The 21173-nt window shown below is 58.0% G+C and carries 20 protein-coding genes; 11 read left to right on the top strand and 9 right to left on the bottom strand.

From position 1 onward, the window contains the following. Window positions 1–6: 6 nt before the first annotated feature. Together nadD and RHM65_RS09530 are read right to left on the bottom strand one after the other, a co-directional pair. A complete protein-coding gene (nadD, locus tag RHM65_RS09535; protein ID WP_322171174.1) occupies window positions 7–666 on the bottom strand; it encodes a nicotinate-nucleotide adenylyltransferase in 660 nt (219 codons plus the stop codon). Between the two features lie 46 nt (window positions 667–712). Further along, window positions 713–1987 carry a glutamate-5-semialdehyde dehydrogenase gene (locus RHM65_RS09530; RefSeq protein ID WP_322166210.1) on the bottom strand — a complete coding sequence of 425 codons (1275 nt, stop codon included), beginning with the start codon at window positions 1985–1987 and terminating at the stop codon, window positions 713–715. Window positions 1988–2342: 355 nt separating this feature from the next. On the opposite strand from RHM65_RS09530, the gene RHM65_RS09525 reads away from it, so the two are divergent. Then, entirely contained in the window at window positions 2343–3026 is a 684-nt protein-coding gene (locus RHM65_RS09525; RefSeq protein WP_322185286.1) for a DNA-3-methyladenine glycosylase, read from the top strand. A gap of 3 nt (window positions 3027–3029) precedes the next feature. Beyond that, window positions 3030–4346: a bifunctional DedA family/phosphatase PAP2 family protein gene (locus tag RHM65_RS09520; RefSeq protein WP_322166211.1), complete on the top strand. Its 1317-nt coding sequence runs from the start codon at window positions 3030–3032 to the stop codon at window positions 4344–4346. 15 nt (window positions 4347–4361) lie between these two features. Here RHM65_RS09520 and RHM65_RS09515 read toward each other — a convergent pair whose 3' ends face one another. Genes RHM65_RS09515 through RHM65_RS09505 form a run of 3 tightly spaced genes read right to left on the bottom strand, consistent with a single transcriptional unit; the run spans window position 4362 to window position 6036 of the window. Further along, window positions 4362–4952 carry an LON peptidase substrate-binding domain-containing protein gene (locus tag RHM65_RS09515; RefSeq protein ID WP_322166212.1) on the bottom strand — a complete coding sequence of 197 codons (591 nt, stop codon included), beginning with the start codon at window positions 4950–4952 and terminating at the stop codon, window positions 4362–4364. A gap of 8 nt (window positions 4953–4960) precedes the next feature. Further along, the gene (locus RHM65_RS09510) at window positions 4961–5677 is read right to left on the bottom strand and encodes an LrgB family protein (protein ID WP_416195030.1); all 717 of its coding nucleotides are present in this window, start codon (window positions 5675–5677) and stop codon (window positions 4961–4963) included. Beyond that, window positions 5674–6036 carry a CidA/LrgA family protein gene (locus RHM65_RS09505; RefSeq protein WP_322166214.1) on the bottom strand — a complete coding sequence of 121 codons (363 nt, stop codon included), beginning with the start codon at window positions 6034–6036 and terminating at the stop codon, window positions 5674–5676. The genes RHM65_RS09510 and RHM65_RS09505 overlap by 4 nt, the downstream gene beginning before the upstream one ends. 207 nt (window positions 6037–6243) lie before the next feature. Here RHM65_RS09505 and RHM65_RS09500 point away from each other — a divergent pair, with 207 nt between their 5' ends. The 3 genes from RHM65_RS09500 to RHM65_RS09490 all read left to right on the top strand — a co-directional run bounded on the left by RHM65_RS09500 (window position 6244) and on the right by RHM65_RS09490 (window position 9249). Next, window positions 6244–6699 (top strand): MaoC family dehydratase, encoded by a 456-nt coding sequence (locus tag RHM65_RS09500; RefSeq protein ID WP_322166215.1) that lies wholly within the window; start codon window positions 6244–6246, stop codon window positions 6697–6699. A gap of 147 nt (window positions 6700–6846) precedes the next feature. After that, window positions 6847–8580, top strand: coding sequence for a C13 family peptidase (locus RHM65_RS09495; protein WP_322166216.1), 1734 nt, complete (start codon window positions 6847–6849; stop codon window positions 8578–8580). A gap of 27 nt (window positions 8581–8607) precedes the next feature. After that, complete coding sequence (locus tag RHM65_RS09490; protein ID WP_322184803.1) at window positions 8608–9249, top strand: oxidoreductase; 642 nt, start codon at window positions 8608–8610, stop codon at window positions 9247–9249. 102 nt (window positions 9250–9351) lie between these two features. Here RHM65_RS09490 and RHM65_RS09485 read toward each other — a convergent pair whose 3' ends face one another. From RHM65_RS09485 to RHM65_RS09470, 4 genes are all read right to left on the bottom strand, one after another. After that, window positions 9352–9639, bottom strand: a complete 288-nt coding sequence (locus tag RHM65_RS09485) for a YceK/YidQ family lipoprotein (protein ID WP_322166218.1) — start codon at window positions 9637–9639, stop codon at window positions 9352–9354. Beyond that, entirely contained in the window at window positions 9632–10261 is a 630-nt protein-coding gene (ubiX, locus tag RHM65_RS09480; RefSeq protein ID WP_322166219.1) for a flavin prenyltransferase UbiX, read from the bottom strand. The genes RHM65_RS09485 and ubiX overlap by 8 nt, the downstream gene beginning before the upstream one ends. After that, a complete protein-coding gene (mpl, locus tag RHM65_RS09475) occupies window positions 10258–11607 on the bottom strand; it encodes a UDP-N-acetylmuramate:L-alanyl-gamma-D-glutamyl-meso-diaminopimelate ligase (protein ID WP_322184801.1) in 1350 nt (449 codons plus the stop codon). Before mpl ends, ubiX begins: the two co-directional genes overlap by 4 nt. A gap of 388 nt (window positions 11608–11995) precedes the next feature. Continuing rightward, window positions 11996–13900, bottom strand: a complete 1905-nt coding sequence (locus RHM65_RS09470) for a sigma-54-dependent Fis family transcriptional regulator (protein ID WP_322166221.1) — start codon at window positions 13898–13900, stop codon at window positions 11996–11998. Between the two features lie 291 nt (window positions 13901–14191). Here RHM65_RS09470 and RHM65_RS09465 point away from each other — a divergent pair, with 291 nt between their 5' ends. The 6 genes from RHM65_RS09465 (at window position 14192) to RHM65_RS09440 (ending at window position 21167) form a co-directional block, all read left to right on the top strand. Then, on the top strand, window positions 14192–15712 hold the full coding sequence (locus tag RHM65_RS09465; protein WP_322166222.1) for an aldehyde dehydrogenase family protein: 1521 nt from the start codon (window positions 14192–14194) through the stop codon (window positions 15710–15712). Window positions 15713–15856: 144 nt separating this feature from the next. After that, window positions 15857–17227 (top strand): ethanolamine permease, encoded by a 1371-nt coding sequence (gene eat / locus RHM65_RS09460; RefSeq protein WP_322166223.1) that lies wholly within the window; start codon window positions 15857–15859, stop codon window positions 17225–17227. A 95-nt stretch (window positions 17228–17322) separates the two neighbouring features. Continuing rightward, complete coding sequence (locus tag RHM65_RS09455; protein WP_322166224.1) at window positions 17323–18717, top strand: ethanolamine ammonia-lyase subunit EutB; 1395 nt, start codon at window positions 17323–17325, stop codon at window positions 18715–18717. 12 nt (window positions 18718–18729) lie between these two features. Further along, window positions 18730–19563 carry an ethanolamine ammonia-lyase subunit EutC gene (eutC, locus tag RHM65_RS09450; protein ID WP_322166225.1) on the top strand — a complete coding sequence of 278 codons (834 nt, stop codon included), beginning with the start codon at window positions 18730–18732 and terminating at the stop codon, window positions 19561–19563. 105 nt (window positions 19564–19668) lie between these two features. After that, window positions 19669–20127: a GNAT family N-acetyltransferase gene (locus RHM65_RS09445; RefSeq protein WP_322166226.1), complete on the top strand. Its 459-nt coding sequence runs from the start codon at window positions 19669–19671 to the stop codon at window positions 20125–20127. A gap of 389 nt (window positions 20128–20516) precedes the next feature. Next, complete coding sequence (locus RHM65_RS09440) at window positions 20517–21167, top strand: DedA family protein (RefSeq protein WP_322166227.1); 651 nt, start codon at window positions 20517–20519, stop codon at window positions 21165–21167. Window positions 21168–21173: the final 6 nt, after the last annotated feature.

The following is a 21173-nucleotide window of genomic DNA, read 5'->3' as shown; positions in this document are numbered from 1 at the left end:
GCAGTTTCAGAGGCTCCCCTCAGTGTTCGGCGCATGGTACAGCCCGTGCGCGTCGATATAGGCCAGTACCGCGTCTGGCACCAGAAAACGTACCGACTTCCCGCTGGCCAGCAGGTGGCGGATCTGGGTGGCAGACACCGATAACGGCGTCTGCCAGACGAATGTAATCTTTCCACCCGGCCCTTTAAGGGCCTTCGGATTACTGACTGCACGCCCTGCCAGCAGATTTCGCATGGCGTCAGGCGACTCGCTGTCAGCGTCCGGACGTTGCAGCACCACGATATGGCAGTGCTCCAGCAGTTCTTCCCAACGATGCCAGGTCGGCAGCCCGCAAAAGGCATCCCAACCCAATAATAGGAATAACTGGTCATCTGCGGCCAACTCGGCCCGCATCAGTTCCAGGGTGTCGATGGTGTACGACGGTTTGTCCCGCTTTAATTCACGGTCATCCACCGTCAAAGGTGACACCCCGGCTACCGCGCATTGAACCATCGCCAGACGGTCCTGCGCGCTCACGCTCGGGGTATCGCGATGAGGTGGCCTGGCACTGGGTGTCAGGCGTAACTCATCGAGTTCAAGCAGCTCGGCCACTTCCAGTGCACCTCGCAAATGGCCAATGTGCACCGGATCGAAAGTGCCACCCAACACGCCGATGCGTCGCGGCATAGGGGGGGGTGGTTTCGCCGCCGCAAGCTTTTCAGGCTCGGCCAAGTCAGGCAGGTCCTTGGCCACGTAACTGGTGACCGTCGCCGATCACGATGTACTTTTCGCAGGTCAGGCCTTCAAGGCCAACCGGGCCACGGGCGTGCAGCTTATCAGTAGAAATGCCAATCTCGGCACCCAATCCGTATTCAAAGCCATCGGCGAAGCTGGTAGGTGCGTTGACCATGACTGAACTGGAGTCCACTTCAGCCAGGAAACGCCGGGCTTGAGCCTGATTTTCGGTGACGATGGCGTCAGTATGGTGCGACCCATAGTGATTGATGTGTTTGATAGCTTGATCCAGGCCATCCACGACCAGAATCGACAAAATCGGCGCCAGGTATTCGGTGTGCCAGTCTTCTTCTGTAGCTGGAATTGCGTCGATCAACGCTTGCGTGCGCTCGCAACCGCGCAATTCAACGCCTTTTTCCCGCAGTTGCGCGGCCATTGGCGGAAGAAAATCAGCCGCCACAGCGGCATCGACCAGCAAGGTTTCCATCGCGCCGCAAATGCCATAACGGTAGGTCTTGGCGTTGAAGCAGATATTTTGGGCGTTGGTCAGGTCCGCATAAGCACTCACGTAGACGTGACAAATACCGTCCAGGTGCTTGATAACCGGCACCCGGGCGTCCCGACTGACGCGCTCGATCAAGCCTTTGCCGCCGCGCGGAACAATAACGTCAACGTACTCCGGCATGGTGATCAACGCGGCAACCGCTTCGCGGTCGGTGACTTCGACGACCTGAACCACCGCAGCCGGCAGATCGGCCGCTGCCAAACCGCGCTGGATGCAGGCAGCAATCGCACGGTTGGAGTGAATGGCTTCGGAGCCGCCACGCAAAATCGTGGCATTGCCAGACTTGAGGCACAGGCTGGCTGCGTCGATGGTCACGTTGGGGCGCGACTCGTAAATAATCCCCACCACACCCAGTGGAACGCGCATCTTGCCCACTTGAATACCGGACGGCCGATAGCTCATGTCGCGGATCGAGCCGATCGGGTCTGGCAGATTGGTCACCTGACGCAAACCGACGATCATGCTGTCGATGCGCGCCGGGGTCAGCGCCAGACGTTCGAGCATGGCTGCCGACAAGCCGTTGGCCCGGCCTGAAGCCAAGTCCAGTTCATTGGCGGCAGAAAGCTCGGCGCGGGCGTCATCAAGCGCAGCAGCAGTAGCTTGCAAGGCGCGATTTTTCTGCGCGGTGCTGGCACGGCCGATCACGCGAGAAGCTTCACGGGCAGCGCGACCCAAGCGGGTCATGTAGTCAAGAACGGACTCAGTCATGGTCTCAGAGGTCTTGGCGTAGAGGAAAGCGGCCGATTATAGCTGTCGAGCAGGAGTAACGACAGCAGTGGCAGGCGGATGGTCGATAACAGCTGTGGAATAAGGGTGAAAAACCCAATTTTAGGTACAGGTGAGCCTCACCGCCCTCTGTGGGACCGAATTTATTCGGGAAGGCGTCATGCCAGGCGCGCGATGTTAGAGGTGAAACCCATTCCCGAATAAATTCGGTCCCACCGGGCGTAGGCCTCCTTGCTTGGGGTAGTGTTAATTGCCGTTCAGCGTCGATTAAGACACTTATTGCTATCATCGCAAACCAATCCGCCGACCATTCGCGTTAATGCCGATGCCCGACTACGTGCCCAATCTGCTTCCTGACTCATTTTTCGACCGTGATGCGCAAGTGCTTGCCCGTGATCTGTTGGGCAAGGTTATCCGCCACCGCGTTGGAACCGCCCCTGATTTTTTGTGGTTGTCGGCAAGGATTATCGAAACAGAAGCGTACTACGCCGCAGAAAAAGGCAGCCACTCGTCGTTGGGCTACACCGAGAAGCGCAAAGCGCTTTTTCTCGACGGCGGCCACATCTACATGTACTACGCCCGCGGTGGCGACTCGCTGAACTTCAGTGCGGGCGGACCGGGCAACGCGGTGCTGATTAAATCGGCGTACCCGTGGGTCGACGCCCTCTCCGATGGCAACAGCCTTGCGCTCATGCTGCTTAATAATCCAAACGCCAAAGGCGCGTTGCGTACGCCGGAACGTTTGTGCGCGGGGCAAACCCTGCTGTGCAAAGCGCTGGGCTTAAAGGTCCCGATGTGGGACGCCAAACGCTTTGATTCCGAACAACTGTTCGTTGACGATGTCGGACCAGCGCCCCGGCAGATTATTCAAACCACTCGTTTGGGTATCCCGAAAGGCCGAGACGAGCACTTGATGTACCGTTTCGTCGACGCTAACCATGCCAAGTTCTGCACCCGTAACCCTTTGCGACGTGGCCAGCTGGAAGGCCGTGACTATTTATTACTGGAACAAGGAAGCTAAAACATGGGCCCATGGCTTGACAGCATTACCGGATGGCTAACAGCTAATCCCTCGTGGCTGGGTGTGGCGATTTTTCTTGTAGCGTGTTTCGAATGTCTGGCGATTGCCGGCCTCATCGTGCCGGGAACCGTGATCATGTTCGCCGTTGCGGTATTGGCAGGCAGCGGCGCGTTGTCGCTGGGCGAAACACTGTTATTAGGATTTGCCGGCGGATTGGCGGGCGACATCCTGTCGTACTTTCTCGGCAGACGCTTTCACCAGAATATTCGCCGATTGCCAGGGTTGCGGCATCACCCGGAATGGATCGGCCGTGCCGAACTGTATTTTCAGCGTTACGGCATCGCTAGCTTGCTGGTTGGGCGCTTCATCGGACCGCTGCGCCCCATGCTGCCGATGGTCGCCGGCATGTTCGACATGCCCTTTTTGCGCTTCGCAGCCGTCAGCCTCATAGCGGCCGCCGGCTGGTCCGTCGTTTACTTGTTGCCGGGCTGGGCGACGGGCGCCGCTATCCGCTTACCGCTGCCGGAAGGATTTTGGCCCCAGGCCGGAATTGTTGGCGCCGGGCTCGCCGTGCTGTTGGGCTTTAGCATTCACGCCAGCGTCGGCGGCAAACGCTACGCCACGACGTGGATCTCAGCGCTGAGCTTGGTGATGCTGATCGGCTTGTTCATCGGCTGGCCGTACCTCGCGCATTTTGATCAGGGCCTGATGACGCTGGTGCAGGAGCACCGCAGTGCCGCCGCCGATCCATTTGCGGTGATGATTACCCGGCTTGGTGATTTCAGAACCCAAGCGGTGATCGCAGCCCTGTTGCTTGGCCTGCTGCTGGTTCTTCGACAATGGCGTCAAGCGACCTTCGCCCTGGGAGTGATTCTAGGCTCGGCATTGGTCAACACCTTCGTGAAATGGGCCGCCGCTAGGGCCCGTCCCGAGGTGCTACTGGACCCGCTTACCAGCTACAGCATGCCCAGCGGTCACAGCTCCGGCGCGTTTGCGATATTTATGGCATTGGCGGTGCTGGCCGGGCGCGGCCAACCGCTGCGCTTTCGCCTGACGTGGCTGTTGGTGGGCAGTATTCCGGCACTATCGATTGCTATGTCGAGGGTCTATCTGGGCGTGCATTGGCCGACCGACGTCCTGGCCGGTGCCATGCTGGCGTTTTGTATGTGCGCAGCCAGCCTGACGCTTGTTCAGCGCAAAGAACCGTTACAGGCGATGCCAACAAAAGTCTGGTGGGTCATTCTGCCGTCGTTGGTCGCGGTGTATGGCTTCTTCGCGCTACACGCCTTGGCCAACGCCATTAGTCGGTATCAGTACTGACTTCGACCCGGCGACCTACACCTGTAGGTCGCCCTGCATTTCGTCGAGTAGGTCTTGAATCGCATTCAGCCGCTGCTGTGCGTCGCTGAGTTCCAGCAGCTCGACCTTATCTTCTTCCGTGAACGGCAATAAATACGCCAACTGATTGGCCAGCGACTGTTGGCCGATGGCGGTCACGCCCATGTTCAGCGCCGCGACCATCGGATGCTCGGCCAACGCAGTCAGCAACGCCATCAAGTCCGCGTCCTGATCCTGCAACGGCTGCTCTTGCAGCTCATCGAGCCATTCAACCTCCGCCAGAATCAACTGATCGCGTTGAACCTCGGTGCTGACGACCCGAAAGCGTCGGCCGCCCTCAACACGAATCCCCAGCAAGCCATTTTCTTGCTGCTGAAAATCACGCACCAACGCCTCGCACCCTACCAGCGCATAGCCATCGGGGGCTTGAGCGACTTCTTCGCCGTCGAGAATGCACACCACACCAAAGCCTTCGCCCTTTTTCATGCAGCGACCAATCATGTCCAGATAACGCACTTCGAACAGCTGCAAGTCCAGTGTGCAGCCGGGGAATAACACGGCGTTGAGGGGAAATAACGGCAACATCATAATTTTCCTTAAACGAATAACGACACAGCCAAGGGTAGAAACACCGCCGTGGCAACGCCCATCAAACTCATTGCCAGCGCTGCAAATGCGCCGCACTCCTCGCTTTCCTGCAACGCCACCGACGTACCCACTGCGTGGGCGGTCAAGCCAAGGGCCATGCCCCGCGCGGCATGATTCTTAACACCCAGAACAGACAGCAGACCAGGGCCGAAAATTGCACCGATAACGCCAGTGATCAACACAAACACCGCCGCCAGCGGGGCCACACCACCAATCTGCTCGGCCACCAGCATGGCGATGGGCGAGGTCACTGACTTAGGCGCCATGGTCATCAAGATCATGTGCTCGGCACCGAATAACCAGCCCAGCGTCACCCCAAGGGACGTCGCCAATACGCCGCCAATTATCAGCGTAGTAAACGTCGGCCAAAATAATTGTTTGATCCGTCGTAAATTCAGATAAAGCGGCACGGCCAAGGCCACAGTCGCGGGACCTAACAGTATGCTGAGAATCTCGGTACTTTTGCGGTATTCAACGTACGTCAGGCCACAGCTGATCAATATGCCAATCACGAGCACCATTGAAATCAGCACGGGCTGCAAAAATATCCAGCGAGTTTTCTCATAAGCCGCCAGCATCAATTGGTATGCGCCCAAGGTGATAGCGATCCCGAACAGCGGATGATGAATCACCGAGCCCAGGGCACCACTCCAGTCGATAGTCATGAAGCCTCCCGACGTTGCGACTGGCGTTGAATCAATACCTGCATCAGCCAACCGGCAAAGGCCAGTGACAGTAACAACGAAATTACCAACGACCCGGCAATGGCCCAAAAATCTGCAGCGATATCGGCGGCGTAGACCATCACCCCCACTGCTGGCGGCACGAGCAACAGCGGCAAATAACGCAACAGACTGCTGGCCGCAAGGCTGATTGACTCATCAACTTCACCCTGCACCATGAGAAACACCATCAGCAACACCAGCCCGATAATCGGCCCCGGCAGAATCGGCAGAAACAGGTGGTTAAGCCCGGTGCCCACCAATTGAAACAACACCAGCCATGTCAGGCCTCTGAGCAACATAAATAACTCCAGCAAATGTTCGGCGCCATTATAGGCATGCCGTGGTTATGGCTGATAAATCGGCATTCGCCAACCGCATACATCCTTGACCATACCCTTGACCCGTGCTGATCTTAGGCCTTGGCGCGTAGACCGCCGATGCTCTCAATACGCAGCAAATAACAGGCCGCAATAACAACTTAAATAAGAAAAACAAGGAGAGTACCTATGCCAGTTGTACCCGTCGAAGAACTCAAAACGTATGCAGGCAAGGCGCTGGGATGTTCCGAATGGCTCACCGTTGATCAAGAACGCATCAACCTGTTCGCTGAAGCGACGGGGGATTTTCAATTCATCCACGTTGACCCTGAAAAAGCGGCGCAAACCCCGTTTGGCAGCACCATCGCCCATGGCTTTTTGTCGTTGTCGCTGATCCCGAAACTGATGGAAGACTTGTTCGTGGTACCCGAAGGCCTGAAAATGGTCGTCAACTACGGCCTGGACAGCGTTCGCTTTATCCAACCCGTGAAAGTTAATTCGCGGGTTCGACTGAACGTTTCCATCGCCGAGGTGACTGAGAAGAAGCCTGGCCAATGGCTAATTAAAGCGATTGCTACTCTGGAAATCGAAGGTCAGGAAAAACCTGCCTACGTCGCCGAACCGCTGTCGCTGTGCTTCGTATGAGTCGCTAAAAACCTGACACAGGGCTCGCTGACGAAGTATTTGCCTCTATAAGCAACCACATAGCTGCGGCATACTCACCGTGGCTGTGTGAGCGCGACTGCTCGAAGACCGTATTCACACGCCTGGAATCCTATTTCGAGATCAACCATGCGCGCGCTCGCTTCACTTGCCCCACTGGCAATCATTCTATTACTCGCTGCTTGCGGTGACGGCGAACCGTTATCGCCTCCCGATGCACGCCTGCCCGACGGTGGCCGCTATCGCGGTGATGTGGTTAATGGCCTGCTACAAGGCCAAGGCCGAGTGGATTATCCCAACGGCAGCTGGTACGTGGGGCAGTTTCAGAATGGGCAGTGGCACGGCGATGGCGAATGGCACGCCAGCAACGGCGAGGTCTATCGCGGCCAGTTTCAGAACGGACTGTTTCACGGCTTCGGTACATTGACCACCAGCACCGGCAGTTACGTGGGCGGCTTCAAACTCGGGCGACGTGACGGCGAAGGCACACTAAAAGAGCCTGGCGTGACCTACCGTGGCGAATTCAAAGCCGACCAATACGACGGGCTTGGTCATCTGGAACTGGATGACGGTAGCCAATATCAAGGCTTGTTCGCCCATGGCAAACCCAATGGCGAAGGGCAGCGCAGCGATGCCAGCGGCAATCAGTTCGCCGGCAAATTCGTCAACGGCCAACTGGAGGGCAACGGCAGCTTTAACAGTGCCGACGGCGACCAGTACGTCGGCGGGTTCCATGACAACCAGTTACAGGGCAGAGGCCGCTATGAAAATAGCGACGGTGACGTCTGGATCGGGCAATTCAAGGACGGTGCACTCAACGGCCAAGGCCAGTTGATAGGCGCCGATGGCAGCCGTTTTGAAGGTCAATTCGCCAACTGGCGTTTTTCCGGGGAAGGCCGTTTGCGCCTCGCCGATGGCAGCGTGTACCAGGGCGGGTTCCTCGCCGACAACTATGAAGGACGAGGCGTATTGAGCCTCCCGGACGGCGCCCTACAAAGCGGGCTCTGGAGTAACGGTCAGCGGGTGCGTGACGCCCAAGGTAAATTGCTGCCGGACTCACTGGAAATCGGCTTGCTCGCCCAAGGCGCTTTGCTGGAAAAAGCGCTGGCGGCGGTGCCCGCATCAACCCCTGCGGTAGAGCTTTACAGCTTGGTAGTGGCTGGCGATGGCAAGCAGAGCGTGTTCATGCGTGAAGCGGATTACGTCAGCAACTTGCTGGCGACCCGCTTTGGTGCCTACGGGCAGATTAGCCTGGTCAACCATCGCGATCATATGGGCGATCGACCTTTGGCGACCCGCGAAAGCATTAGCCGCGCCGTACAAACCCTGGCGCAGCGCAGTGGTCCCGAGGATCTGATTTTCATCTACCTGACCAGTCACGGTACACATGACCATGAACTGGTCCTCGATCAGCCCCGTCTGGAGCTGACTGATTTGCCCGCCGATGAACTGGCCGCCGTGCTTGCGCCGTTAAAAGGACGCGACAAGATCGTGGTGATCTCAGCGTGTTATTCCGGTGGCTTCATTCCTGCCATCAAAGACGATAAAACCCTTGTCATCACCGCCTCGCGCTCAGACCGGGTATCGTTTGGTTGTTCGGAAGAGTCTGACTTTACTTATTTTGGCGAAGCACTCTTCGCCAAGGCGCTGGTCGAAACAGATGACCTGCAGCAAGCGTTCAACCAAGCCAAGGTGTATGTCGCGGCGCGGGAAGCCAGCGATAACTTCGAAGCATCAGAACCGCAGATCTGGGCGCCAAAAGGGGTATTGGCACACTGGCAACAGTTGAGAAAAAACCAGGCACAGCGGGCGCTATCCGCCTCGTTGGCTAGCAAGGCCACAAAAATTATAGGCAGCCACTAAACTGCAGTGTATCGAGGGAGAAACACTATGTATTTGACACCTCAAAACATCCTTCTAAGCGGTGCAACTGGCTTGACCGGCGAACACTTGCTTGATCGCCTGCTGAACGAACCCACCGTCAGCCGTGTGCTAGCGCCAACCCGTCGCCCGCTTGCCGATCATCCCCATCTGGAAAACCCGGTAGGGGAACTGACTGCTTTATTGCCACTACTGACTGGCCCCGTGGACATCGCTTTTTGTTGCTTAGGCAGTACGATCAAACAGGCCGGCTCGAAAGAAGCCTTTCGCGCCATCGACTTCGATCTGGTGGTGGCGTTCGCCAAGCGCGCCCGTGAGTTGGGAGCGCGGCACCTGGTGGTCATGAGCGCAGTGAACGCCGATCCGGCGTCCAGCATTTTCTACAGCAAGATCAAAGGTGAGATGGAACAAGCGCTTACCGTTCAGGCTTGGCCACAGCTGACCATCGCCAGGCCTTCGCTGCTGATCGGCGAACGCTCGGAGCAACGCTTGGCCGAACAACTGGCAGCGCCGTTCGCGAAACTGATTCCCGGAAAATACCGAGGCGTCGACGCATGCACCGTCGCCCGCGCGCTATGGCGCCTGGCACTGGAAGAACAGAGCGGCGTGCGGATTGTCGAGGCGGAAGAGTTAAGCAAGTTGGGTAAGTAAACCCTGTAAGAGCCAACTTGTTGGCGAAGGCTTGATGCGGTGTATCAGGCAAACCGCCTCGCCAACAAGTTGACTCCTACAGAATGGCCACTGGGCAGCGCCTCAAAGCCCACCCGTCGCCGAATACCCCACACCCAGTACGCTTAATAGCGACAGCGGCAAAAGCAGGGTATCGAGCAAAGCACTGGCCGGCAGGTCGACGCGGGGCCAGTCGGGGGCTTCGGCGCCGAAACGATCTTTCGCGCAGCAGCCGCCGTCTATCGCATACAAATCCAGTCGCATGCCTGAATAAACCACCGGCGCACCCGGTTGGGCGGCGTCGAGGGTTCGGGCCGTTGCGCAGCCGGTCAGGTTTAACAGCATCAGGCTCAGCAACAGCGGCTTATTCATCGGCGCTCAAGTGGTGTTCGCCCCAGCGTGGGAGCATGTCTTGGGGAATGTTTAGCAGATTCAAAATACGCGCGACAACGAAATCAATCAGGTCATCGATGGTCTGTGGCTGGTGATAAAAACCCGGCGACGCGGGCAATATCACGGCCCCCATGTTCGACAGCTTGAGCATGTTTTCCAAGTGAATACTGGAATATGGCGCCTCGCGCGGGACCAGAATCAACTGGCGTCTTTCTTTCAAGGTCACGTCCGCAGCGCGTTCAATCAGGTTGTTACAGGCGCCGGTGGCAATCGCCGACAAAGTGCCCGTTGAGCAGGGCACCACTACCATCGCCGCCGGCGAACCCGAACCGGAGGCAACCGACGACATCCAGTCTTCCTTGCCGTACACCCGAATTTGCCCGGCGGCGGCGCCGGTGTATTCGGTCAAAAAGGCCTGCATCATCATCGGTTTTGGCGGCAACGAAACGTCGGTTTCGGTGGCTAGAACCAACTGCGCAGCCTTCGAAATCAGAAAGTGTACTTCCCGCTCTTCCCGCACCAGGCAGTCAAGCAAGCGCAGACCGTATTGCGCGCCAGACGCGCCCGTCATCGCCAGGGTTATACGTTCAGGACCGCTCATTTCAGCGCCTCCGCCAATTTGCCATGCAAGCCGCCGAAACCGCCGTTGCTCATGATGACCACCTGGGTGCCCGGCTGAGCCTGGCTTTTGACCTTGGCAATGATAGCGTCGAGGGAATCACACACCACCGACGGCACAGAACACAGCGCAGCCGTAGCGGCAAGGTCCCATCCAAGATTAGCAGGGGCGTACCAAATAACTTGGTCAGCCTGATGCACGCTGTCTGGCAAACCGTCGCGGTGAGCACCGAGCTTCATTGAGTTCGAACGCGGCTCGATGATTGCGATCAAGTGCGCATCGCCGATGTGTTTGCGCATCCCATCAAGGGTCGTGGCAATGGCCGTCGGGTGGTGGGCGAAGTCGTCATAAATAGTGACGCCGTTGACTTCGGCAACCTTCTCCATGCGCCGCTTGACGCTTTTGAATTCACTCAGGGCTTCAACGCCCTGTTTCGGCACGACGCCCACATGCCGCGCCGCCGCCAACGTTGCCAACGCATTGGCCACGTTATGTTGGCCGGTCATGTCCCACTCGACCACACCCTGCACAACGCCTTCAAGGATCACTTCAAACCGCGACCCATCCTCGCTCAACAGGCGCGCTTGCCACTGGCCGCCTTCACCGGTGGTTTGCACGGGTGTCCAGCAACCCATCTGAATGACGCGCAACAATGCGGGTTCAGTGGTGGGATGAATCACCAACCCTTCACTCGGGATGGTCCGCACCAAGTGGTGAAATTGCCGTTCAATCGCCGGCAGATCGGGAAAGATGTCGGCGTGATCGAATTCAAGGTTGTTCAAGATCGCGGTGCGTGGGCGGTAGTGGACAAACTTGGAGCGTTTGTCGAAAAACGCGCTGTCGTATTCGTCGGCCTCAACCACGAAAAACGGTGTATCGCCCAGACGGGCCGACACTGCGAAGTTCTGCGGCACACCACCGATCAAAAAACCGGGGCTCATGCCGGCGTGTTCCAGCACCCAGGCGAGCATGCTGCTGGTGGTGGTTTTACCGTGGGTGCCGGCGACGGCCAAGACCCAACGACCTTGCAACACATGATCAGCAAGCCATTGCGGGCCCGACACATACGGCAGGCCTTTATTGAGCACGTACTCCACCGCCGGATTACCCCGGGACAGCGCGTTACCAATCACCACCACATCAGGCGCCGGGTCCAACTGCGCCGCGTCGTAGCCCTGAGTCAGTTCGATGCCTTGCGCCTGCAACTGAGTGCTCATGGGCGGGTAGACGTTAGCGTCCGAGCCGGTAACCCGATGGCCCTGTTCTTTAGCCAGCACCGCCAACGAACCCATGAACGTGCCGCAAATACCAAGAATATGAATATGCATGATCAACCTCGTAAAACATGGGCGCAGGTTAGCGTAGCGAGCGGTGTGTGGCGAGGGCTGCCGTCCCGTCTCCGACGCCCACAGCCTTTCAAGCCCTGTAGGAGCGCGCTTGCCCGCGATCGGCTGCGCAGCAGTCGTAAAACCAGCAATTCAAATTTTTCAGTGGAATTGAGTCGCCAACTGGGACCGCTTCGCGCTCCCATCGCGGGCAAGCGCGCTCCGACCAGTTGTGACAACGACATGTGTGGGACCGAATTTACTCGGGAAGCCTTCGGCGAAGAATCGCCGCGTTGGTTTTCTACACAGCTGTCCAGTGACCGACGCCCCTCATCAACTTTCGGGGCTAAACCGTCTCTGACGCTGAGTAGAGGGTGGTAAGCGCGTTGGACTAACGCTCGATCCCGTGTTTACGGAGTTTGCGATACAAGGTATTGCGGCTGACGCCTAATTGTTCGGCGCTGTGGGTCATGTGCCAGCGCTGCTCTTCCAGCACGGCCAGCAGCGCGATGCGTTCAGCGTCATCCAACGGGTGCTCGCTGACCAATGTCAGCGCTGGCGCCACAACCTGTTGTCGGATGGCGATGGGCAGCTCATCCAGGCCAATATGTTGCTCATCGCACAGCGCGACCACGGTCCGCAGCACTGTGCGCAGTTGCCGAACATTCCCCGGCCAGGCGTAATTTAGCAGCGCGCGACGGGCCGACTCGTCGAGAACAACCTCCTGACCGCCCGCCTCTTCTTCCAGTAGAAAATCCAGCAACTGCGATTTATCACTTCGCTCACGCAGCGGCGGCAAGGCGACTTCCAAACCATTCAGGCGGTAATACAAATCTTCGCGAAAACTGCCGTCGGCGACCCGCTCCAGCAGATTACGGTGAGTCGCGCTAATAACCCTGACATCCACCGCATGCGGTTCGCCGCCGAGCGGTACGACCAAACGATCTTCCAGCACCCTTAATAGACGGGTTTGCAGCGCCAACGGCATGTCGCCGATTTCGTCGAGAAACAACGTACCGCCGTCGGCCTGTTGCAGCTTGCCGCGCATGCCTTCTTTGCGCGCACCGGTAAAACTGCCGCCACGGTAGCCGAACAGTTCACTTTCAATCAGGCTTTCAGGGATCGCGGCACAGTTGAGGGCCACGAACGGTTTGTCGCTGCGCAAGCTCGCTTGATGCACGGCCTTGGCAAAGGCTTCTTTACCCGAGCCGGTTTCACCATTGACCAGCAACGGCACGTCACGCTCAAAGACCCGCAACGCCCGACGAAAATCATTTTGTAAGGCGGGATCACCCAAGCAGATACCGCTTAAGCGAGCAGGGGAAGCCGGCGTTGGGGCCGGTAGCGCTTGCGGCACGCTGCGTGGCTGCCCGCGCAACAAGGCAAACAAACGCCGGCCGTCGCGGGTGCGCAGCGGCCAGGTGGCAGTGGGCTGGGTGCTGGCGCGGACGAGCAATTCATCCAGCGAACACTCAAACAAGGCGTTAACCGATTGGCCTAGCAAGTTGCCGCGACCATAGCCCAGCAGGTTCAGGGCGCTCTGATTAACCGCGCTGACACGGCCTTCGCCGTCAAATGCCATTAGCCCTTCGCTAAACAAACCGACCGACGCTGCTTGAAGATGAAAGCGCAGCAGCCATTGATCATCACAATGGTGCAAGAAGAAGCTGCGCTCGATGACCTTGGCTGACAGATTCACCAGCGCCATGGTGTGAAATTGGCTCTGCCGAGACACGTCATGCCGCGCCGACGACACATCTAGCACCGCGAGCAAATCGCCATGCGGATCGAACACCGGGCTCGCCGAGCAGGTCAGCCCGGTATGACGACCACGAAAATGTTCTTCTTGATGAATAGTTAACGACTGACGCTCGACCAGGCAGGTGCCGATGCCATTAGTGCCTTCGCACTCTTCGCTCCAGTCCGCTCCGAGCCAAAGCCCGGCGCGTTCGAAAATAGTGTGCTCAGTGGGCGCGGTCACGCAGTTAAGGATGATCCCACGGGAGTCGGTGAGCAGCACCGCGTGCCCGGCGCCCGACAGCTGCTGGTGCAGGCTGTTCATTTCGCCACCGGCCAGGCTCAGCACCTGCTGCATCCGCTCGCGGCGCTCCAGCAGTCGCCCATGTTCAAGCACCGTCGGCGCGATGGTCAGCGCGGGATCGAGATGGTGTTCCTCAAGGCAACGCAGCCAGGAGCGGGCGATCGATGGATCGCTACCGGGTCCTCGCAGATGGGTTTTGCCTTGGGCGAACGTGAGAACTTGTTGGGCATGGCGTGTCAAATGGTCGCTTTGCACTTTTTATTATTCTCCAGTGGAGTTGCTGCCAGCATCCTCCTCGACAACCTGCTTTGCAACGTAGCCCGCCCATCCGCCGAAAAGCTGTACCGGTAACGGTACAAAATGTCACGCAGTCCGTGCCGCCGATGAAACAAAAAAGCTATTTGACCACGAGCTGTACGAGCAAAACCCTTATAAACCGTGCGCTACAAGGCGCTGGCCCGACCTTTGCTCTACGCTTTATCCAAGCGCCAAAGCGCGGCTATAGTGCAAACCTCCCTAAAAAACAAAAGCCAGGAGACATTCATCATGCGTTACGCCCATCCCGGAACTGAAGGTTCTATCGTTTCCTTCAAAAGCCGTTACGGCAACTTCATCGGTGGCGAATTCGTGCCGCCGGTCAAAGGCCAATATTTCGAAAACATCTCGCCGGTCAACGGCAAACTGATTGCTGAATTCCCACGGTCCACTGCCGAAGACGTAGACAAAGCACTGGACGCCGCGCATGCCGCTGCTGATGCATGGGGCAAAACCTCGGTCCAGGCTCGCTCGCTGGTGCTGCTGAAAATCGCTGACCGTATCGAGCAAAATCTGGAACTGCTGGCCGTTACCGAAACCTGGGACAACGGCAAAGCGGTTCGTGAAACTCTGAACGCTGACATCCCGCTGGCTGTCGATCACTTCCGCTACTTCGCGGGTTGCTTGCGCGCACAAGAAGGCAGCGCAGCAGAAATCGACGGCAACACCGTGGCTTATCACATCCATGAACCCCTGGGCGTGGTTGGCCAAATCATTCCGTGGAACTTCCCATTGTTGATGGCCGCCTGGAAGCTCGCACCGGCCTTGGCTGCCGGTAACTGCATCGTGATGAAACCGGCCGAGCAAACTCCGCTGGGCATTAGCGTACTGATGGAGTTGATCGGCGACTTGCTGCCACCAGGCGTGCTGAACATCGTTCAGGGTTACGGTCGCGAAGCCGGCGAAGCACTGGCAAGCAGTAAGCGCATCGCTAAAATCGCCTTCACCGGTTCGACGCCGGTTGGCTCGCACATCATGAAACTGGCAGCGGAAAACATTATTCCGTCCACCGTGGAGCTGGGCGGCAAATCGCCTAACATCTTCTTCGAAGACATCATGCAAGCCGAGCCGGAGTTCATCGACAAAGCCGCTGAAGGCATGGTGCTGGCGTTCTTCAACCAAGGCGAAGTCTGCACCTGCCCATCGCGAGCGCTGGTGCAAGAGTCGATCTACCCTGAGTTCATCAAGGCCGTACTGAAAAAGGTCGAGCAAATCAAACGCGGCGACCCGCTGGACACCGACTGCATGGTCGGCGCTCAGGCTTCAGAACAGCAATTCGACAAGATTCTCTCGTACCTGGAAATCGCCAAAGGCGAAGGCGCTGAGCTGTTGACCGGCGGCAGCGTCGAAAAACTCGAAGGCGACATGGCCGGCGGTTACTACATCCAGCCAACGCTGCTTAAAGGCAACAACAAGATGCGGGTCTTCCAGGAAGAGATCTTCGGGCCAGTGGTCAGCATCACCACGTTCAAAGATGAAGCCGAAGCCATCGCCATCGCCAACGACACCCAGTTCGGCCTCGGCGCTGGCCTGTGGACCCGCGACATCAACCGCGCTTATCGCGTTGGCCGGGCACTGAAAGCCGGTCGTGTGTGGACCAACTGCTATCACCTTTACCCAGCACACGCTGCGTTCGGTGGTTACAAGAAGTCCGGTGTAGGCCGGGAAACCCACAAAGTTGCACTTGAGCATTATCAACAGACTAAAAACCTGTTGGTGAGCTACGACACTAATCCGCTGGGCTTTTTCTAAGCCCGCACTTTAAACGCTTGCTCATAACCCCCGGTCAGTTGCGGCTAGTTCGCAACTGGCGCGGGGGTTGCATGCGTTTAATCATCGAGCAGCAGTACTCGTAATTGAAAGTTCACGAAACCATCAATGCCCGCGCGAGGACTTATGACTACTACGACAACGCTCAAACCAACACTGGGTACCCTGCACTTATGGGGCATCGCAGTAGGATTGGTCATTTCCGGCGAGTATTTCGGCTGGAGTTACGGTTGGGGTGCGGCAGGGACGCTGGGTTTTTTAATCACCACGTTGATTGTCGCGACGATGTACACCTGTTTCATTTTTAGCTTTACCGAACTCACCACCGCGATTCCTCATGCTGGCGGCCCGTTTGCTTACAGCCGTCGAGCCTTTGGTGAAAAGGCCGGATTGATCGCCGGCATTGCTACCTTGATTGAATTCGTCTTTGCGCCTCCGGCCATCGCCATGGCCATTGGTGCTTACTTAAATGTGCAGTTTCCAGAACTGGACCCGAGACACGCGGCCGTCGGCGCGTACATCATCTTCATGGGCCTCAATATCTTGGGCGTCAGCATCGCTGCCACCTTTGAATTGGTGGTAACTGTATTGGCCGTTCTTGAACTGCTGGTGTTCATGGGCGTGGTCATGCCCGGTTTCAGCTTCAGTAACTTTGCCCTCAACGGTTGGTCAGGCGCTGACACCTTCAGCATTGCCTCAGTGCCAGGCATCTTCGCTGCCATCCCCTTCGCCATCTGGTTCTTCCTCGCCATCGAAGGCGCCGCCATGGCCGCCGAAGAAGCCAAAGACCCCAAGCGCACGATTCCCAAGGCTTACGTCAGCGGCATCTTGACCTTGGTGTTCCTGGCAATTGGCGTCATGGTCTTGGCCGGCGGTGTGGGGGATTGGCGCCAGCTGTCGAACATCAACGATCCGTTGCCGCAGGCGATGAAAGCCGTGGTCGGCTCCAACTCTAGCTGGATGCACATGCTGGTATGGATCGGTCTGTTCGGCTTGGTGGCAAGTTTCCACGGGATCATCCTCGGTTACTCGCGGCAGTTCTTCGCCTTGGCACGTGCCGGGTACCTGCCAAAAGGCCTGGCTAAACTTTCGCGGTTCCAGACGCCGCACCGGGCCATTCTGGCGGGCGGCGTGATCGGCATCGCCGCGATCTACAGCGACGGCCTGGTTAATTTGCAAGGCATGACCCTGACAGCCGCGATGATCACCATGTCGGTGTTTGGCGCCATCGTGATGTACATCATCAGCATGCTCAGCCTGTTCAAACTACGCAAAACCGAACCCTTGCTAGAGCGTACCTTCCGGGCGCCGGGCTACCCAATTGTGCCTGGCATCGCGCTGTTCCTGGCGTTAGTGTGCCTGGTGGCGATGGCGTGGTTTAACGCCGTGATCGGTTTAATCTTCCTCGGCTTCATGGTGGTGGGCTTCATCTACTTCCAACTGACGGCAAAACAACGCTCCGATGCGCCAGCGGACGCTATGCTGACAGGAGTCTAAGTTGCACCTGTGCCGGGCCCGCGCCCGGCACAGGCCCCATTCAAGTGCAGGCCCGCCGCCTCGCGCGCTGGTAGAACCACAGGAGGACTCCGTCCATGGCTGCGTTTGCCCATACCGTCGGCGCCCAAACCTACCGTTTTGAAGATCTCAAAGAGCTGATGGCCAAGGCCAGCCCGGCACGTTCGGGGGATTTTCTGGCAGGCATCGCGGCGCTCAACGACGGCGAGCGAGTGGCCGCGCAGATGGCGCTGGCCGACACCCCGCTCAAGCATTTTCTTGAAGAAGCGCTGATTCCTTACGAAGACGATGAAGTCACCCGACTGATCATCGACACCCACGACAAATTAGCGTTTACCGCCGTCAGCCACCTGACCGTCGGCGGCTTTCGCGACTGGTTGCTCAGCGATCACGCCAACGAAGACAGCCTGCGCGCCCTCGCCCCTGGCCTGACCCCGGAAATGGCCGCTGCCGTGTCGAAAATCATGCGCGTGCAAGACTTGGTGCTGGTGGCACAGAAGATCCGAGTAATCACCCGTTTTCGCGGCACCATGGGCTTGCGCGGGCGCTTATCGACCCGGCTGCAACCCAATCACCCCACCGACGAACCTGCCGGAATCGCGGCCAGCATTCTTGATGGTCTGCTCTACGGCAACGGCGACGCCATGATCGGCATCAACCCGGCCACCGACAGCACGCCGTCGATCATTGCGCTGCTGGAAATGCTCGACGCGATCATCCAGCGCTATGAAATTCCGACCCAAGCCTGCGTGTTAACCCACGTCACCACCGCGATTGAAGTGATCAATCGCGGCGTCCCTCTGGACCTGGTGTTTCAATCCATCACCGGCACCGAAGCAGCCAACGCCAGTTTCGGGATCAATCTGAATGTCCTGCAAGAGGGCTACGAAGCCGGGCTGAGCCTGAATCGCGGCACCCTCGGGCAAAACCTGATGTATTTCGAGACCGGCCAAGGCAGCGCGCTGTCGGCCAACGCCCACCACGGAGTTGATCAGCAAACCTGCGAAACCCGCGCCTACGCCGTGGCCCGCCATTTCAACCCGTTTTTGGTCAACACCGTGGTCGGCTTCATCGGCCCGGAATATTTGTACAACGGCAAACAGATCATCCGCGCGGGGCTGGAAGATCACTTCTGCGGCAAGCTGCTGGGCGTGCCCATGGGTTGCGACATTTGTTACACCAACCATGCCGAAGCCGATCAAGACGACATGGACACGTTGCTGACACTGCTGGGCGTGGCCGGGATCAACTTCATCATGGGCATTCCGGGCTCCGACGACATCATGCTCAACTACCAAACCACCTCGTTTCACGATGCGTTGTATGCGCGGCAGACCCTCGGCCTGCGCCCCGCCCCGGAATACGAGGCCTGGCTGGCGAAAATGGGCATCTTCACCCAAGCCGATGGCCGCGTGCGCTTCGGTGACAGCCTGCCGCCCGCCTTTCGCCACGCGCTGGCGCACCTTGGATGAGTGAACTGACCCATGGCTGAGAAACCTGTTTTGCCCAACGACAGCCAGAATCCATGGTTGGAGTTGCGCCGCCTGACCCCGGCCCGAATCGCCCTTGGCCGCACCGGCACCAGCATACCCACCAGCGCGCAGCTGGATTTCCAATACGCCCACGCCCAGGCCCGGGACGCGGTGCATTTGCCGTTTGATCAGTCAGGGCTTAGTGCGCAACTGGCCGAACGTGGCCGCGAAACACTGCTGCTGCACAGCGCCGCGACTGATCGGAATAGTTATTTGCAGCGCCCGGACTTGGGCCGTCGCCTGGACGATGCGTCTGCCCAGCAACTGCGCGATTACGCGACAGCTCATCGCGGTGGGGTCGATGTGGCGATTGTGGTGGCCGATGGTTTGTCATCCTTGGCCGTGCATCGACACACGCTGCCGTTTTTGCAGCGGATGGAAGAACAAACTGCCGCCGAAGGCTGGTCGCTGTCTCCGGTGATATTGGTGGAGCAAGGCCGAGTGGCCGTGGCCGATGAAATCGGTGAACTGCTCAGCGCAAAAATGGTGGTTATCCTGATTGGTGAACGCCCCGGCCTCAGCTCTCCCGACAGCCTGGGCCTGTATTTCACCTACGGCCCTAAAGTCGGCCTGACCGACGCGGCCCGCAATTGCATTTCCAACGTGCGCCTGGAAGGGTTGAGTTACGGCTTGGCAGCCCATCGTTTGCTTTATTTGATGCGTGAAGCCTGTCGACGGCAACTGTCCGGGGTCAGCCTGAAGGACGAGGCGCAGCTTCATACGTTGGAATCAGACCCTTCGGCACCCTCAAAAGGCAACTTCCTGCTGGCGAAACCTAACGACTGAACACCATTGGATTGCGCTTTCTAAAAGCTTTAGGCAGCATCGAAACCGACTGGCCCAGCCCGTTGACATGCCATCCCTCTCATTGCAGTGAAGTTGAGGCCCAATATGCGGATTATTCAAGCCACCCTCGAGCACCTGGACCTGTTGACTCCGCTGTTCGTCAAATACCGTGAGTTCTACGGCGAACTGTCCTACCCCGATTCGTCCCGCGCTTTTTTGGAAAAACGCCTGCGCCGCAAAGAGTCGGTGATTTACCTGGCATTGCACGATGACGACGATAAAAAGGTGCTCGGCTTCTGCCAGCTTTATCCGAGTTTTTCATCGCTGTCGCTCAAGCGCGTGTGGATCCTCAACGACATCTACGTCGCCGAAGACGCCCGCCGTCAGTTAGTCGCCGATCACCTGCTGAAAGTCGCGAAGAAAATGGCCAAAGACACCCAGGCCGTGCGCATGCGGGTACTCACCAGCAGCAACAACGAAGTGGCGCAGAAAACCTATGAGTCCATCGGGTTCAAGGTCGACACCCAGTTTGTTAACTACGTGTTGCCTATCAGCGAGGATTGAACCTTGTAGGAGGGCAACGTCTTCGACGCCGAAAGACTCACGCGCAGTTCATTCTGTGGGAGCAGGCTTGCCTGCGAAGAGGCCCGTCACCGCACCGCTGATGTCGATCTGAAACCTGGGTCGCCTGCAATTACGCTTTCGTTGGCAAGCCACCCCCCACAGGGACCTCGGCAGATCTGGAATAGCAAAGGGGTTAATGCGGAGGTTCGGTTACGGCGCTTCGCGAACACGTTAACTACTAGAAAGACAAGTGCGGGGCGAAACATCCCGACACGCTCGGCGACAAACTGTTCCGGCAAAGCCCCGCTCGCCCCCTATAATGCAGCCCTTGCAGTCTCTTCCCTTTTAAGCGCGCGACCCCGACCGGGTCATGTACACAGGTGCCGCACATGGAATTCAACCCGATTGACGTTATTTTGCATCTCGATGTCTACCTCGACATGCTCGTGACCAACTACGGCACCTGGATCTACGCGATCCTGTTTTTGGTGATTTTTTGCGAAACCGGGCTGGTGGTCATGCCCTTTCTGCCTGGCGATTCGTTGCTGTTCATCGCCGGCGCAGTGGCAGCGGGCGGCGGCATGGACCCGGTTCTGCTGGCGGGCTTATTGATGCTGGCGGCAATACTTGGCGACAGCACCAACTACATCGTCGGCCGAACGGTGGGCGAAAAGTTATTCAGCAATCCGAATTCGAAAATCTTCCGTCGCGATTACCTGAACCAAACCCACGATTTCTACGAACGCCACGGTGGCAAAACCGTCACGCTGGCGCGCTTTCTGCCGATCATCCGCACCTTCGCGCCTTTCGTAGCGGGTGTCGGCAAAATGCCCTACCCCCGGTTTTTCTTCTTCAGCGTACTGGGCACCGTCGCTTGGGTCGGCGGGCTGGTGACGCTGGGCTACTTCTTCGGCAACGTGCCGTTCATCAAAAAGAACCTGTCGTTGTTGGTCGTCGCAATCATCCTTGTGTCCCTGCTGCCCATGATCATTGGCGTGGTGCGTGGCCGTCTGGCCGCGCGCTCAGCCAACGCGCGCTGATTCCCG

The sequence above is a fragment of the Pseudomonas sp. CCI4.2 genome, from assembly GCF_034350045.1.
Taxonomy (GTDB): Bacteria; Pseudomonadota; Gammaproteobacteria; order Pseudomonadales; family Pseudomonadaceae; genus Aquipseudomonas.
The sequence above is the reverse complement of the archived record's forward strand: the minus strand, read 5'-3'. Positions and strand labels throughout refer to the sequence as shown.